This is a genomic window from Pseudomonas sp. UBA6323 (genome assembly GCF_002439135.1).
Classification (GTDB): Bacteria; Pseudomonadota; Gammaproteobacteria; order Pseudomonadales; family Pseudomonadaceae; genus Aquipseudomonas.
Map to the genome: position 1 here is coordinate 12330 of NZ_DJSX01000032.1, position 14803 is coordinate 27132.

General features: G+C 64.8%; 11 protein-coding genes. 8 read left to right on the top strand and 3 right to left on the bottom strand.

Features of this window, described 5'->3' with window-relative positions; translation table 11 throughout:
* Window positions 1–11: 11 nt before the first annotated feature.
* Window positions 12–2894 carry a putative bifunctional diguanylate cyclase/phosphodiesterase gene (locus B3P22_RS06400; protein WP_296270392.1) on the bottom strand — a complete coding sequence of 961 codons (2883 nt, stop codon included), beginning with the start codon at window positions 2892–2894 and terminating at the stop codon, window positions 12–14.
* Between the two features lie 289 nt (window positions 2895–3183).
* On the opposite strand from B3P22_RS06400, the gene uvrD reads away from it, so the two are divergent.
* From uvrD to B3P22_RS06425, 5 genes are all read left to right on the top strand, one after another.
* On the top strand, window positions 3184–5367 hold the full coding sequence (gene uvrD, locus B3P22_RS06405; RefSeq protein WP_296270393.1) for a DNA helicase II: 2184 nt from the start codon (window positions 3184–3186) through the stop codon (window positions 5365–5367).
* 240 nt (window positions 5368–5607) lie between these two features.
* Window positions 5608–6702 carry a TRAP transporter substrate-binding protein gene (locus B3P22_RS06410; RefSeq protein WP_296270394.1) on the top strand — a complete coding sequence of 365 codons (1095 nt, stop codon included), beginning with the start codon at window positions 5608–5610 and terminating at the stop codon, window positions 6700–6702.
* Window positions 6703–6825: 123 nt separating this feature from the next.
* Window positions 6826–7908, top strand: coding sequence for a TRAP transporter substrate-binding protein (locus B3P22_RS06415; protein WP_296270395.1), 1083 nt, complete (start codon window positions 6826–6828; stop codon window positions 7906–7908).
* A gap of 161 nt (window positions 7909–8069) precedes the next feature.
* Complete coding sequence (locus B3P22_RS06420; protein ID WP_296270396.1) at window positions 8070–8651, top strand: TetR/AcrR family transcriptional regulator; 582 nt, start codon at window positions 8070–8072, stop codon at window positions 8649–8651.
* Window positions 8652–8826: 175 nt separating this feature from the next.
* Complete coding sequence (locus B3P22_RS06425) at window positions 8827–9681, top strand: Tim44 domain-containing protein (RefSeq protein WP_197858900.1); 855 nt, start codon at window positions 8827–8829, stop codon at window positions 9679–9681.
* Window positions 9682–9871: 190 nt separating this feature from the next.
* On the opposite strand, the gene B3P22_RS06430 is transcribed toward B3P22_RS06425, so the two are convergent.
* The gene (locus tag B3P22_RS06430; RefSeq protein ID WP_197858901.1) at window positions 9872–10336 is read right to left on the bottom strand and encodes a GNAT family N-acetyltransferase; all 465 of its coding nucleotides are present in this window, start codon (window positions 10334–10336) and stop codon (window positions 9872–9874) included.
* A gap of 105 nt (window positions 10337–10441) precedes the next feature.
* Here B3P22_RS06430 and B3P22_RS06435 point away from each other — a divergent pair, with 105 nt between their 5' ends.
* Window positions 10442–10849: an SMI1/KNR4 family protein gene (locus B3P22_RS06435; RefSeq protein WP_003464767.1), complete on the top strand. Its 408-nt coding sequence runs from the start codon at window positions 10442–10444 to the stop codon at window positions 10847–10849.
* Window positions 10850–11029: 180 nt separating this feature from the next.
* Here B3P22_RS06435 and B3P22_RS06440 read toward each other — a convergent pair whose 3' ends face one another.
* Window positions 11030–11683: a GntR family transcriptional regulator gene (locus B3P22_RS06440; RefSeq protein ID WP_296270397.1), complete on the bottom strand. Its 654-nt coding sequence runs from the start codon at window positions 11681–11683 to the stop codon at window positions 11030–11032.
* Window positions 11684–11929: 246 nt separating this feature from the next.
* Between B3P22_RS06440 and B3P22_RS06445 the strand changes: the two genes are divergently transcribed.
* Together B3P22_RS06445 and B3P22_RS06450 are read left to right on the top strand one after the other, a co-directional pair.
* Window positions 11930–13324: an aspartate aminotransferase family protein gene (locus B3P22_RS06445; RefSeq protein WP_296270398.1), complete on the top strand. Its 1395-nt coding sequence runs from the start codon at window positions 11930–11932 to the stop codon at window positions 13322–13324.
* A 102-nt stretch (window positions 13325–13426) separates the two neighbouring features.
* Window positions 13427–14794: a glutamine synthetase family protein gene (locus B3P22_RS06450; protein ID WP_296270399.1), complete on the top strand. Its 1368-nt coding sequence runs from the start codon at window positions 13427–13429 to the stop codon at window positions 14792–14794.
* Window positions 14795–14803 lie beyond the last annotated feature (9 nt).

Here is a 14803-nt window from a genome sequence, read left to right on the forward strand (position 1 = left end):
GTAGACGCCGCTCAGTCCAGCGGGTTGTCGATCTGCGCGCGCAGCAGTTCGGCGAAGGCGCTGGCCTCCACCGGGCGGCTGATCAAAAAGCCCTGGATCTCGTCGCAGTTCTGGCTCTTGAGAAAGTCCATCTGCGCCTGGGTTTCCACGCCCTCGGCGACCACTTTCAGCTCCAGGCTGTGGGCCATGGCGATGATCGCGCGAGTGATCGCCGCGTCCTCGCTGCCGGGCGAGAGATCGCGGATGAAGGTCTGGTCGATCTTCACGTAGTGCACCGGGAAGCGCTTGAGGTAGCTGAGCGAGCTGTAGCCGGTGCCGAAGTCGTCGATCGCCAGCTTCACGCCCAGCGCACGCAGTTGCTGGAAGGTGGCGATGACGCTTTCGACGTTGTCGAGCAGTTGGCTTTCGGTCAGTTCCAGCTCCAGGTATTGCGGCGCCAGGCCGGTTTCCTCGAGCACCTGGCGGACCAGGCTGGTGAGGTTGCCCTGGCGCAGCTGGTGCACCGACAGGTTGACCGACACGCGTATCTGCGCCAGCCCCTGGCGCTGCCACTCGCAGGCCTGCTGGCAGGCCTGGCGCAGGACAAACTCGCCGATCGGCGCGATCAACCCGGTCTCTTCGGCCAGGCCGATGAACTCGCCCGGCGCCACCATCCCCTGCTGCGGATGGCGCCAGCGCACCAGCGCTTCGGCGGCATTGAGCTGGTCGTCGGCGAGGTTCAGCTTGGGCTGGTAGAACACCTCCAGCTGACCTTCGTCGATCGCCTTGCGCAACTGGTTCTCCAGTTGCAGGCGCTCGAGGGTGTAGGCCTGCAGGTTGTCGGTGAAGAACTGGAAGGTATTGCCGCCCAGGTGCTTGGCATGCTGCACGGCCATGTTGGCCTGGCTGATCAGCGCGCTGATCTCGCGTGCGTAGTCCGGCAGCAGGCTGATCCCCAGCGAGGCGCTGACCACCAACTCGTGACCGCCGACGGTCATCGGCACACGCAGCTTGGCCAACAGCCGGCTGGCCACCCGCGCCAGGCTGGAGAGGCTGCCGTAGGCGTCGAGGATGACGGCGAACTCATCGCCCGACAGCCGCGCGATGCAGTCGGCCTCGGGCAGGTTATGGGTCAGGCGGCGGCTGATCTGGCGCAGCAACTGGTCCGCCACTTCATGGCCGAGGCTGTCGTTGAGCAGCTTGAAGCGGTCCAGGTCGATATGCACCAGGGCAATGCTGCGACCGCTCTGCCGCGCGCGCTGGCTGGCGTCGTGCAGGCGCTCCTTGAACAGGGCGCGGTTGGCCAGGCCGGTCAGCTCGTCGTAGTGCGACAGGTAGCGCAGCCGTTCCTCGGCCTCGCGCCGCGCGGTGAGATCGGCGAAGAAGCCGACGATATGGCTGGGTCGTCCACTGGCATCGCGCACCAGATTGAGCTGCAACCATTGCGGATAGAGCTCGCCGCTCTTGCGCGTCTCGATCAGTTCGCCTTGCCAGCTGCCGCTGCTGTCCAGCTCCTGGCGGATCATCTGATACTGCCTGTGCATCTCGCGGCTGCCGATCAGGCTGGTCACGGTACGTCCGACCACTTCCTCGCTGCTGTAGCCGGTTACCGCGCTGAAGGCGCGGTTGACCGCCAGCACGCGGTAGTCGGGGTCGAGAATGAAGATACCCTCGCTGGCCGCCTCGAACACGGTCGCCGCAAGGCGCTGTTGCTGCTCCTGCTGGCGTCGCGCGCTGACGTCGCGCCGCGTGCCGAGCATGCGCCGGACACGGCCGGCGGCATCGCGTTCGACCGCGCGGCCACGGTCTTCGACCCAGATCCAGTGGCCATCGACATGGCGCACGCGGTACTCGATCTGATAATCCTCGCTGCGCCCCTTGAGGTGCTGGACCAGCGCCCGGCGCAGCCGCGGCAAGTCATCCGGATGCAGGCGTGGCGTCAGATCGCGCAGCATCACCTTGACCTGGCCCGGCTCCAGGCCGAACAGCTCGCGCAGGTGCGAGTGGTGCACCTGATCGCTTTCCAGGTCCCAGTCCCACAAGCCCAGCTCGCTGGCCTCCAGCGCCAGGGCCAGGCGCGCCTGGCTCTTGCCCAGGGCGTGGGTCGCCTCGTCCAGCTCCAGGGTGCGCTCGGCCACACGCATTTCCAGCTCGTCGTGGGCACCGCGCAATTCGCGTTCGGCGCGGCGGCGTTGTTCCACCTCGCGCGCCAGTTCTTCGTTGAGTCCTTCTGCGCGCCGCTTGGCATGCTCAAGATTGCTGATCAGCGCCAGGTTGTGAAAGCGCTGCAGCAGGCTGCGCTGCACCAGCCGATTGACCTGCCAGGCGACGATCAGCAGGGCGAGAAACAGGATCACGCTGAGTAGCCCCCAGCCGCGTTGCAGGCCGCTATCGGACAGCAGCAGGTAGGCGGCCGAAGGCACCAGGCACGGCAAGGCGAAACTCAGAAAAGCAGGCAGGCTGACGGCATAGGCCACGCTGGCCGAAAGAATCGCCGCGCCGATCAGGCCATAGACCAGCGCCTGTTGATAGAACACGTCGGCCGGCACCAGCACGATCACGGCGAACGCCAGAGTCAGGCCGGATGCGGCGGAGCCGAAGAGGAAGATGCGCTGCCAGTAGGGTTCGGCCTGGCGGCTGGGCAGCGCCTCGTTGAAGGCATTCACCTGAGTCAGGCGCAGCAGCACCAGCAACACCACCCAGCCCAGCCAGGCCGCGAGCAACGGCGCGCTCTGCTGGCTCCACAGCAACAGGCTGCAGGCCAGGCCGACCAGCAGCATGAGCAGGGTGGGCAGGCGCGAGCCCAGGAACAACAGGCGCGTGCGCTCGACGGTAATGTCCGTGGCGAACTGACGTGCAGCCTGCTGCGGGTCCAGCGTCACCTCGTGAACTACGGCGCTAGTCGTGGCGGTCATAGGCGATGTTCTTGTAATGGTGCCTAAGGGTCTGCGGCGTATATATGGGCGCTCTCAGCCCTGACGTCGCCGGAGAATACCCGAGACAGACCCAGTGCCCAACAAAGATGTGGACCATTTCACAGGGTGATGGCCAACTTTTGGCGGGCGCCCAAGATCGTACTGGCCCTTGGCCGCCTGCCTGCGCCCATCTGCGCCCTGACCTGCCGGTCGTCGGTTAGATCCGGTCGGTTTCGCCTCATCTGGCCGACGGTTTGCCCTCCCCTGTCCGGCCCCCTAGAATGCCGCGATGCAAAATGACCCCGAACTCCTCCTCGCTTCGCTCAACGACGCCCAGGTCCAGGCCGTGGCCGCCCCGCTCGGCCGCCAGCTGGTGCTGGCCGGCGCCGGCTCGGGCAAGACCCGCGTGCTGGTGCACCGCATCGCCTTCCTCATCCAGGCGATGGGCGCTTCGCCTCATTCGATCCTGTCGGTGACCTTTACCAACAAGGCCGCCGCCGAGATGCGCCACCGCATCGAACAGATGCTCGGCCACAACCCGGCCGGCATGTGGGTCGGCACCTTCCACGGCCTGGCCCATCGCCTGCTGCGCGCCCACTGGCAGGAAGCCGGGCTGGCCGAGAATTTCCAGATTCTCGACTCCGACGATCAGCAACGCCTGATCAAACGAGTGATCCGTGACCTGGGCCTGGACGAACAACGCTGGCCGGCCAAGCAGGCGCAGTGGTTCATCAACGGCCAGAAGGACGAAGGCCTGCGCCCGGCGCATATTCAGGCTGGCGGCGACCTGTTCCTGGCCACCATGCGTGGTATCTACGAGGCCTACGAAGCGGCCTGCGCACGCACCGGGGTGATCGACTTCTCCGAGCTGCTGCTGCGCGCGCTCGACCTGTGGCGCGACAAGCCGGGCCTGCTCGAACATTACCAGCGGCGCTTCCGCCATATCCTGGTCGACGAGTTCCAGGACACCAACGCCGTGCAGTACGCCTGGCTGCGTCTGCTGGCCCAGGGCGGCGACACGTTGATGGTGGTCGGCGACGACGACCAGTCGATCTACGGCTGGCGCGGCGCGCGCATCGAGAACATCCAGCAGTTCTCCAGCGACTTCCCCGACACCCAGGTGATCCGCCTGGAGCAGAATTACCGCTCCACCGCCGGTATCCTCAAGGCGGCCAACGCCCTGATCGCCAACAACAACGGGCGCCTCGGCAAGGAGCTGTGGACCGATGGCAGCGACGGCGAGCCGCTGGCCCTGTACGCCGCCTTCAACGAGCATGACGAAGCGCGCTACGTGGTCGAGACCATCGAGGACGCGCTGCGCAAGGACGGGCTCAAGCGCAGCGAGATCGCCATTCTGTATCGCTCCAACGCCCAGTCGCGGGTGCTGGAAGAGGCGCTGCTGCGCGAGCGCATCCCCTACCGTATCTACGGCGGCCAGCGCTTCTTCGAGCGCGCCGAGATCAAGAACGCCATGGCCTACCTGCGTCTGCTCGACGGACGCGGCAACGATGCTGCGCTGGAGCGCATCATTAACGTGCCGGCACGCGGCATCGGCGAGAAGAGCATCGAGACCATCCGCGAGTACGCCCGCGCCCATGACGTGCACATGTGGGAAGCGATCCGCCTGATGCTTGCCAACAAGGCCCTGCCAGGCCGCGCTTCGAGCGCCCTGAGCGGCTTTATCGAGCTGATCGAAGGCTTGGCCGAGAAGGTACTGGCCATGCCCCTGCACCAGATGACTCAGGTGGTCATCGAGCAAAGCGGCCTGCTCGCCTACCACGAGGCGGAAAAGGGCGAGAAGGGCCAGGCCCGGGTGGAGAACCTGGAGGAACTGGTCAGCGCCGCGCGCGCCTTCGAGAACGACGAAGACGACGAGCTGACTCCGCTGCAGGCCTTCCTCACCCACGCCTCGCTGGAGGCTGGGGACACCCAGGCCGCCGAAAACGAGGACAGCATTCAATTGATGACCCTGCACAGTGCCAAGGGCCTGGAATTCCCGCTGGTATTCCTGGTTGGCATGGAAGAGGGTCTGTTCCCACATAAGATGAGCCTGGAAGAACCGGGCCGACTGGAAGAAGAACGCCGCCTGGCCTACGTTGGCATTACCCGTGCCATGCAGAAGCTGGTGATCAGCTACGCCGAAACCCGGCGTCTCTACGGTAGCGAGACCTATAACAAGGTCTCGCGCTTCGTCCGCGAAATCCCCGCACCGCTGGTTCAGGAAGTACGCCTGAGCAATAGCGTCAGCCGCCCGGTAAGCACCAGCTCGATGAGCGGTAGCAGCCTGTTCGCCGGTAGCGCCGTGCCGCAGACGCCCTTCAATCTGGGCCAGCGGGTACGCCACAGCCTGTTCGGCGAGGGCACCATTCTCAACTTCGAGGGTGCCGGCGCGCAGGCCAGGGTGCAGGTGAATTTTGAAAACGAAGGCAGTAAGTGGCTGATGCTGGCGTATGCCAAGCTCGAAGCCGTGTGAAGAGCCTATGCACGATCAGCTGCGCGTCGGCCCTACTGCGTTAAAAACAGGCTCGGAAGCCGCTTGCGGCTAACGCCCTTTAGGGCGGCCCCGGAGGGGCGAGCGGAGCGAGTCATGCGAATGTACAAAAGTACAGTTGCCCGCGACTCCGACCGTTCCTCGCCTATTTTTGCCTTGTAGGACTCTAGCTCGCATGCTCGTGAACAGGCTCTGAGTACCTACCGTATCTGGAGAGAATCGATGAATCGCCGCAATCTGTTCGGCGCCGCTCTGGCGCTGTTCGCCGCCATCGGCCTGGTTGGCTGCAAAGAAGAAAAGGCTGCCAGTGAGCAAGCCGCTGCCAAGCCGGCAGAAACCTTCCACTGGAAGATGGTCACTTCCTGGCCGAAAAACTTCCCCGGTCTGGGCACCTCTGCCGAGCGCCTGGCTGAGCGTATCAATGCCATGAGCGCCGGGCGCCTAACCGTCAAGGTCTACGCCGCCGGCGAGCTGGTTCCCGCACTGGAAGTGTTCGACGCGGTATCGCGCGGCACCGCCGAGATGGGCCACGGCACCCCGTACTACTGGAAGGGCAAGGTACCGGCTGCGCAGTTCTTCAGCAGCGTGCCGTTCGGCCTCTCCACCCTGGAAATGAACGCCTGGCTGAGCAAGGGCGGCGGTCAGGCGCTGTGGGACGAAACCTATGCACCCTACGGTGTGAAACCGCTGTCGGCGGGCAACACCACCATGCAGATGGGCGGCTGGTTCAACAAGGAAATCAACAGCCTGGATGACATCAAGGGCCTGAAGATCCGCATGCCGGGCCTCGGTGGCGAAGTCTGGAGCAAGCTTGGCGCGATCACCGTCAACCTGCCTGGCGGCGAAATCTTCACCTCTCTGCAGACCGGTGCCATCGATGCTACCGACTGGGTCGGCCCGTACAACGATCTGGCCTTCGGTCTGCACAAGGCCACCAAGTACTACTACTTCCCGGGCTGGCAGGAGCCGCAGGCCGTGGTCGAATCCATGGTCAACCAGAAGGCCTTCGACGCGCTGCCGGCCGACCTGCAGGCCATCGTCGTCGAAGCCGCGCGCGCCGCGACCCTGGATATGATGGACGACTACGTGTTCAACAATGCCAAGGCGCTGCAAAGCCTGAAGAGCGAAGGCGTGCAGTTCAAGCGTCTGCCCGATGAAGTGCTGCAGGCCATGCGCGAACAATCCGACGTGGTGCTCGAAACCCTGGCAGCCGAGAACGACCTCAACGGCCGCATCTGGGCTTCGCAGAAAGCCTTCCTCGAAGAGGCCAGCGCCATGCAGGCGCTGACCGAGAAAGAGCTGTACGACTGGCGTTAAGCTGCTGCCGCTCCCACAAGGCTTTTTGCCCTTGTGGGAGCGAATTCATTCGCGATGGTTGGCGCCGTACCAGCAGGATCGCGAATGAATTCGCTCCTACAAAAAATACCTGGAAGCCATCCCATGCGTTTTTCCGCCCTGCTTCTGCTGCCCCTGCTCGCCGTTGGCCTGATCGGCTGCAAGGACGACTCCAAGCCGGCCGACCAGGCCGCAGCCCCCGCTCAGACCTTCCACTGGAAGATGGTCACCACCTGGCCGAAGAACGCTCCCGGCACCGGCACTGCCGCCGAACGCCTGGCCGAGCGCGTCAACGCCATGAGCGCCGGGCGCCTGACCATCAAGGTCTATGCCGCTGGCGAACTGGTGCCGGCGCTGGAAGTGTTCGATGCGGTGTCGCGCGGTACCGCCGAATTGGGCCACGGCACGCCCTACTACTGGAAGGGCAAGGTGCCGGCCGCACAGTTCTTCGGCGCGGTGCCCTTCGGCCTGTCCACCCAGGAAATGAACGCCTGGCTGAGCAAGGGCGGTGGCCAGGCGTTGTGGGACGAAGCCTACGCGCCGCTCGGTCTCAAGCCGCTGACCGCGGGTAACAGCACCATGCAGATGGGCGGCTGGTTCAACAAGGAAATCCACAGCCTGGCTGACATCAAGGGCCTGAAGATCCGCATGCCGGGGCTCGGCGGCGAGGTCTGGAGCCGCCTCGGAGCCACCACCGTGGTGCTGCCGGGTGGCGAGATCTTCACCGCGCTGCAGACCGGCGCCATCGACGCCACCGACTGGGTCAGCCCCTACAACGACCTGGCCTTCGGCCTGCAGAAGGCGGCCAAGTATTACTACTACCCGGGCTGGCAGGAGCCGCAGTCGGTGCTCGAACTGCTGATCAACCAAAAGGCATTCGATGCGCTGCCGGCCGACCTGCAGGCCATCGTCACCGAAGCGGCCCGCGCCGCGACTCAGGACATGATGGACGACTACGTCTACCACAACGCCCTGGCGCTGGACGAGTTGAAGAAGAGCGGCACCCTGCTCAAGCGCTTCCCCGACGAGGTGCTTGAGGCCATGCAGCGCGAGACCGAACAGGTGCTCGGCGACCTGGCGGCGCAGAGCGAACTCAATGGCCGCATCTGGGCCTCGATGCAGGCCTTCCAGGCGCTGGCGACCTCGATGCATGCGCTGTCGGAAAAGGAGCTGTACGACTGGCGCTAAGCCGGTCGGCCACGCTTGTAGGAGCGGATTTATCCGCGAAAGGCGGCAGGCACCGAGACGTCGATGATCGCGAATAGATGCGCGCCTACAAATTCCACATCCTTTTTTCTCCGTTTGTCGTTCGAGAAGTCGCTACCCACCATAGCGGCCATACTCGAAGCATGAACAAGAACTCGACCGACCCCGCCCTCATCCTCGATACCGCTCTGCAACTGGCCGACGTCTGCGGCTGGGAACGCCTGCATCTGTTCGAAGTGGCCGCCGCGCTGGATATCGGCCTGGACGATATCGCTCACCATTACCGCGACAAGGATGATCTGGTGGAAGCCTGGTTCGACCGCGCCGACCAGGCCATGCTCGGCCACGCCAGAAGTCCCGTTCTGGCTGGCCTGAACGCCGAACAGCGGCTGGAAAGCTGCTTGCTGGCCTGGCTCGACAGCCTCGCCGCCCATCGTGCCGTCACCGCGCAGATGCTGCTGTACAAACTGGAGCCCGGCCATATTCACCTGCAAGTGCTCGGCCTGATGCGCATCAGCCGCACCGTGCAGTGGTGGCGCGAGGCCGCCGGGCGGCAGAGCCTGCATTTGCGCCGCATCGCCGAAGAGACCCTGCTCACCAACGCCTACCTGCTCAGCTTCGTGCACTGGCTGCGCCATCCGGCAGAAGACGCCGCCACCTTCCGCGCCGTCCTGCGCGGCCAGCTGCGCGCCGGACCACTGCCGCTGCTGTTGCAGCGTTGGTAGCCCGGATGAAATCCGGAGTCATGGTTGCGACCTCCCCCGATTGCATCCGGGCTACTCGGACAAATCGCAGGGTGCTCGCCCTACAGGCAAAAGCCGGAAACATTCTGTCACTGGTCATCGCCAGCGGCGGCGGGCAAGATGCCGAACAAGCTTTTCCAACAGAGAGAAAACCGTGATGCAGCGTTTCCTCAGTATCGCCATGGTTCTGTGCCTGGCACTGACCTTCAGCTTCGAAGCCCACGCCAAGCGTTTTGGCGGTGGCAAATCCTTTGGCTCCGCCCCCAGCCATCAGACCCGTCAGGCCACGCCGCAGTCGCAACCCGCGGCCCAGGCTCCGGGTCGTCAGCAACCTGCCGCTGCTGCCAGCGGTGCCTCGCGCTGGCTCGGCCCGCTGGCCGGCCTGGCCGCCGGTGGCCTGCTGGCCTCGATGTTCATGGGTGACGGCTTCGAAGGTCTGCAGATCATGGACTTTCTGATCTTCGGCCTGATCGCCTTCCTGATCTTCCGCTTCCTCGCCGCCCGTCGTGCTCGCCAACAGCCGCAAATGGCAACTGCCGGTGCGCCCTACCAGCGCGAGATGCCGCACGCCGAAAACGCTCCGGCCGCTGGCAGCAATATCTTCGGCGGTCGCCTGGCCTCGGCTGCACCGGTGATCAACGCTCCGGCCTGGTTCAACGAGCAGAGCTTCATCGCCGCCGGTCGTGAGCACTTCATGAACCTGCAGCAGCACTGGGACGCCGACGAGATGGACAAGATCTCCGAGTTCGTCACCCCGCAGCTGCTGGACTTCCTCAAGCGCGAGCGCGCCGAATTGGGTGACGGCTTCCAGTCCACCTACATCGACGACCTTCAGGTCCAGCTCGACGGCGTCGACGACAACGCCGAGAAGACCACCGCCACCCTGACCTTCAGCGGCGTGTCGAAAACTTCGCGCTTCGACCAGGGCGAGCCGTTCAGCGAAAGCTGGCGCCTGGAGCGCGCCCAGGGCGACAACCAGCCCTGGCTGATCGCCGGCATTCGCCAGAACTGATCGCTACGACGCACAAAAACCCGGGCTTGCCCGGGTTTTTTCATTTCGGCATTGGCTCGCTATCGCGGCTGAAGCCGCTCCTACACAAGCGCCTTACGGCCCTCATGGCCATGTCGGCGCAGAAAGCAGCACCCGTAGGAGCGGACTTGTCCGCGAATCGCGGCGCCAGCCGCGCCTGCACAAGCCGGAGTCACGTCATCGCGGCTCGGCGCATGCCAATATGCGGGATGTCGTCTTCCAGATAGACCTCGGTCACCGGCTCGAAGCCATAACGTCCGTAGTAACCCTGCAGATGCGCCTGAGCAGACAGGTAGACCGGCACGCCCGGCCAACGCTGGCTGCACTCGGCCAGCGCCTGCTCCATCAGCCTGTGGCCCAGGCCGGTGCCACGCGCCGCCTCGGCAATCACCACGCGACCAATCACCACCTCGCCATTCATCCGCTGCGGGTCGAGCAGGCGCAGATAGCCCACCAGCACGTCGCCATCGCGCGCCAGCAGGTGGCAGGTATCGCCGAGCAGGTCCTGGCCATCGGTTTCCAGGTAGGGGCAGTTCTGCTCGACCACGAACACCTGGGTGCGCAGCGCCAGCAGCGCATAGAGCGTGAAGGTATCGAGTTCACTGTGATGCAGGCAGCGCCAGGTGACAGACGACATGAAAGAGCTCCGTAAAATTGCCAGTATGCAATGCGGGCCGCAGGTTTTCATTCCGTGGGCCAGCTACTGTATAAAGCCGACCCTACCCAATTAGGAGCCGACGCCGTGGAAGAAGTCATCGAACAGCTGCGCGAACTCAACGAGCCCGTCCCGGTGCCGCTGGAGCTGCCCGAGGAAGAAACCCTGGTGGAGATTCAGGAGCAGATCCTCATCCACCTGCCCTTCGAACTGCGCGAGTTCCTGCTCAAGGTCAGCGACGTGGTCTACGGCCGCCTGGAGCCGGTGACCGCCAGCGACCCGCACTCGCACACCTACCTGCCGGAAGTCGCCTCGGTGGCGTGGGACCTCGGCCTGCCGCGCGATCTGGTGCCGCTGTGCCAGGACGGCCGCGACTACTACGCGGTCGACGTCGAAGGCCAGGTGTGGCTGTGGGACGGCGACGAGGGCGAGCTGACCGACGAAAGCTGGGACTCGGTCTGGCACTGGTGCCGCGACGTCTGGCTGGAGAGCTGAGCCTCGCGGTCACAGCGGCTGTGCTGTGGCCGGGTGCGTTAGCCTTCGCGGCCAAGGCCGCTCCCACGGCATCATGCCGGCATCGTGGGAGCGGACTCGTCCGCGAATGCGCCGTTGATCCCAGGCCTTCACAAGGTACAAGCTCCCATCCGCGAGAAGCAGGCTTCTCGCCGTCCCGCCTCAGGTGTCGCCCTGCTCCAGCGCCAGCAGGTTGAGCAAAAACCGCGCGAAATACAGCAGATCCTGCTCCATGGCCTGGCGCGCGCCCTTGGCATCGCCGGCTTCGATGGCGGCAAAGGCATCTTCATGAAAGTCATTGAGCCGCAGTGACAGATCGGCGCCGGTGAACAGGCGATTGAAGAAGGGGCCGATCTGCAGCCACAGCGACTCGATCGAACGCAGCAACACCGGGTTGCCGCAGGCGCCGTACAGGTGCAGGTGGAACTGGCTGTTGGCGCTGAGGTAGTCCCGCACCTGGCGCTGCTCTATGGCCACGTCCATGCGCTGCACGCAGTCACGCAGCCAGGCCAGGTCGTCGCGGCTCAGGCGCGGCGTAGCCAGCTCCACCGCGAGGCCTTCCAGCGCTAGGCGTACCTGAAAGATGTTCTCGTAACGTTCGCGGGTCATCGACGGCACGCGCACCGAGCGCTGCTGCTCGCCCTCCAGCGCGCCCTCGGCCACCAGCCGTTGCAGGGCCGCGCGAACCGGCATCGGGCTGGTGCCCCATTCGGCCGCCAGATCGCGAATCTTCAGCCGTTGTCCTGGCTGGAAGCGCCCGGCCAACAGGCCGGAGCGGATGTTCTGATACAACTGTTCCTGCAGGTTGTCAGCCATGCTGCACCACCTCCATCGGTGGCGCCGGCAGTTGGGCAAGGGTCAGGCTACAGTCACGCATAAAAGGCTCCGGTCAAGAAAGCATGGGCTGGGTCAACGCCGATTTTGTCTGAGAAAACCTGTCGTTGAAATATTCTGTGATCACGAATATCGATTTATTTGGCCATATCCGGGGGATATAAAGACCATTTACTATTTTGTGATCACAAAATATCATGCCGGCAGCATCTGAACGAGGTATGCCCCATGACCACTGCCAGTGGCATCAGCCAAGCCGCCGTAGACCGCTTCGTCGCCGCCGAGCGCGAGCTGTTCCTGTCCCGCAATCCGAAGTCCGCGGCTCTGGCCGAACGCGCCCGCCACTCGCTGTATGGCGGCGTGCCGATGCACTGGATGGCCGACTGGTCGACGCCAGTGCCGCTGTTCGTCGAGCGCGCCAAGGGCGCGCGCTTCTTCGACGTGGACGGTCATGAGTATGTCGACTTCTGCCTTGGCGACACCGGCACCATGTTCGGCCATTCTCCCGACCCGGTGGCTCGCGCCCTCGCCGAGCAGGCAAACAACGGCCTGACCACCATGCTCCCCGGCGAGGACGCCGTGGTCTGCGGTGAGCTGCTGGCCCAGCGCTTCGGCCTGCCCTACTGGCAGGTGACCGCCACGGCTACCGACTCCAACCGCTACGTGCTGCGCTGGGCGCGCGCCATTACCGGCCGCAAGACCTTGCTGGTGTTCGACGGCTGCTACCACGGCACCGTCGACGACGTAATGGTGCGCGAGCGCGATGGCCAGACCGTGCATCGCTCCGGCCTGATTGGCCAGGCCTATGACCTGACCGAGCACAGCCGCGCCATTCCCTTCAACGATGTCGCAGCACTGGAGGCGGCGCTGGCCCAGGGCGATGTCTGCGCCCTGCTCTGCGAGCCGGCGATGACCAACATCGGCATGGTCCTGCCCGACCCGGGCTTCATGCAGAAATGCCGCGAGCTGACGCGCCAGTACGGCAGCCTGCTGATCATCGACGAGACGCACACCATCTCCACCGATATTGGCGGCTGCACGCGCCTGTGGGGGCTGGACCCGGACTTCTTCGTGGTCGGCAAACCCATCGCCGGCGGCGTGCCGTGCGGCATCTTCGGTTGCAGCGCCGAGATGGCAAAAGCCATGACCCAGGCTCGCCAGCGCGCCAGTGAGCAAAGCCACGGTCACGGCCACAGCGGTATGGGCACCACCCTCTCGGCCAACGCCCTGGCCATGCACTGCATGCGTGCCAACCTGGAGCAGGTGATGACCCAGGCCGCTTACGACCACATGCTGCCGCTGGCCGCACGCCTGGCCGAAGGCTTTCGCCAGTTGATCGACAAGCATGGCCTGAAATGGTCGGTGACCGAGTTGGGCGCACGCTGCGAGTTCCAGTTCTGCGCCACGCCGCCGCGCACCGGTGCCGAAGCCGAAGCGGCCTTCCATGACGAGCTGCAGATGGCCCTGCACCTGTACCTGATCAACCGCGGCATCCTGATCACACCGTTCCACAACATGACCCTGTGCTGCCCGAGCACCACAGCCGAGGATGTAGACAAGCTGATCGCCATGCTCGATGCGGCCCTCACCGAACTGCTGGCCATTCCTGGCGCTCGCGAGTAACTCATCGAGATGCCTGTGGGAGGGGCTTTAGCCGCGACAGTCGCCGCTGAAGCGCCTCCCACAGAATGACTGGCGCCCATACGACTCACTGTGAGAATCACCATGCAATTCGCCAACCCTCAGGAAGCCCGCGACTTCCTCGCCCAGCACCCCGAGGTACGCAGCATCGAGCTGATGCTGATCGACGCCAATGGCATCCCGCGCGGCAAGCTGCTTCATCGCGACGAGTTGCTGGCCATCTACGAGAACGGCCGTCCGCTGCCCAGCTCGATCCTGTCGCTGACCATCCAGGGCGAAGACGTCGAGGAGAGCGGCCTGGTCTGGGAAGTGGCCGACGCCGACTGCTGGACCTATCCGCTGCCCGGCTCGCTGTGCCTGCAACCCTGGCGCGCGGTGCCAACCGGGCAGTTGCAGGTGAGCATGCACCCGACCCAGGGCCTGCCGGCCACGCCGGGTGATCCGCGCCATGTGCTGGTGCGCGCTATCGAAGCGCTCAAGGCTGATGGCTATCACCCGGTGATGGCGGTGGAACTGGAGTTCTACCTGCTGGACAAGCAGCGCGACGCCAATGGTCGCCCGCAGCCGGCCATGCAGATGAACGGCGTGCGCCCGCAGGCGCCGCAGGTCTATGGCGTGTACGAGCTGGAGCAGCTGCAGCCGTTCCTCGACGACCTCTACGCCGCCTGCGAAGCCCAGGGCTTGCCGGTGCGCACGGCGATCTCGGAATACGCTCCGGGCCAGCTTGAACTCACGCTGGAGCACCGCTTCGATGCCCTCCAGGCGGTGGACGAAGGCGTACGCTACAAGCGCCTGGTCAAGGGCGTGGCCAACAAGCACGGGTTGCAGGCCTGCTTCATGGCCAAGCCCTTCGGCGACCTGGCCGGCAGCGGCTTGCATATGCACGTGTCCCTGGCCGACGCCGAGGGCAACAACCTGATGGCCTCGGAAGACCCGCAGGGCACGCCGCTGCTGCGCTACGCCATCGGCGGCATGATGGCCACGCTCAATGACGCGCTGGCGATCTTCTGTCCCAACGCCAACTCCTTCCGCCGCTTCCAGGCCAACAGCTACGCGCCGCTGGCCAAAAGCTGGGGGGTGAACAACCGCACCGTGTCGTTCCGCGTTCCTGGCGGGCCGGCCAGCAGCCGCCACGTCGAGCACCGCATCTGCGGCGCCGATGCCAACCCTTATCTTGCCGCCGCTGCGATCCTCGCCGGCATTCACAAGGGCATCCGCGAGCAGATCGACCCGGGCCAGGCCATCGTCGGCAATGGCTACGAGCAGGCCCGTGAAACCCTGCCCACCGACTGGCTGACCGCACTGCGTAACCTGGAAGCCTCCACCTGGGCACGTGAGGCGCTGGGCGAGGATTTCCTCAAGGTGTTCCTGGCGATCAAGTGGGCCGAGTTCCGCCAGTTTATGGGCGAAGTGGGCGAGCAGGACTGGCGCTGGTATCTGAATCACGCCTGAGCACCACGC

Coding starts and splice junctions, on each gene's coding strand:
- B3P22_RS06400 (WP_296270392.1), bottom strand. CDS start 2,894: ATGACCGCCACGACTAGCGCCGTAGTTCACGAGGTGACGCTGGACCCG.
- uvrD (WP_296270393.1), top strand. CDS start 3,184: ATGCAAAATGACCCCGAACTCCTCCTCGCTTCGCTCAACGACGCCCAG.
- B3P22_RS06425 (WP_197858900.1), top strand. CDS start 8,827: ATGCAGCGTTTCCTCAGTATCGCCATGGTTCTGTGCCTGGCACTGACC.
- B3P22_RS06440 (WP_296270397.1), bottom strand. CDS start 11,683: ATGGCTGACAACCTGCAGGAACAGTTGTATCAGAACATCCGCTCCGGC.
- B3P22_RS06450 (WP_296270399.1), top strand. CDS start 13,427: ATGCAATTCGCCAACCCTCAGGAAGCCCGCGACTTCCTCGCCCAGCAC.
- B3P22_RS06430 (WP_197858901.1), bottom strand. CDS start 10,336: ATGTCGTCTGTCACCTGGCGCTGCCTGCATCACAGTGAACTCGATACC.
- B3P22_RS06445 (WP_296270398.1), top strand. CDS start 11,930: ATGACCACTGCCAGTGGCATCAGCCAAGCCGCCGTAGACCGCTTCGTC.
- B3P22_RS06410 (WP_296270394.1), top strand. CDS start 5,608: ATGAATCGCCGCAATCTGTTCGGCGCCGCTCTGGCGCTGTTCGCCGCC.
- B3P22_RS06420 (WP_296270396.1), top strand. CDS start 8,070: ATGAACAAGAACTCGACCGACCCCGCCCTCATCCTCGATACCGCTCTG.
- B3P22_RS06415 (WP_296270395.1), top strand. CDS start 6,826: ATGCGTTTTTCCGCCCTGCTTCTGCTGCCCCTGCTCGCCGTTGGCCTG.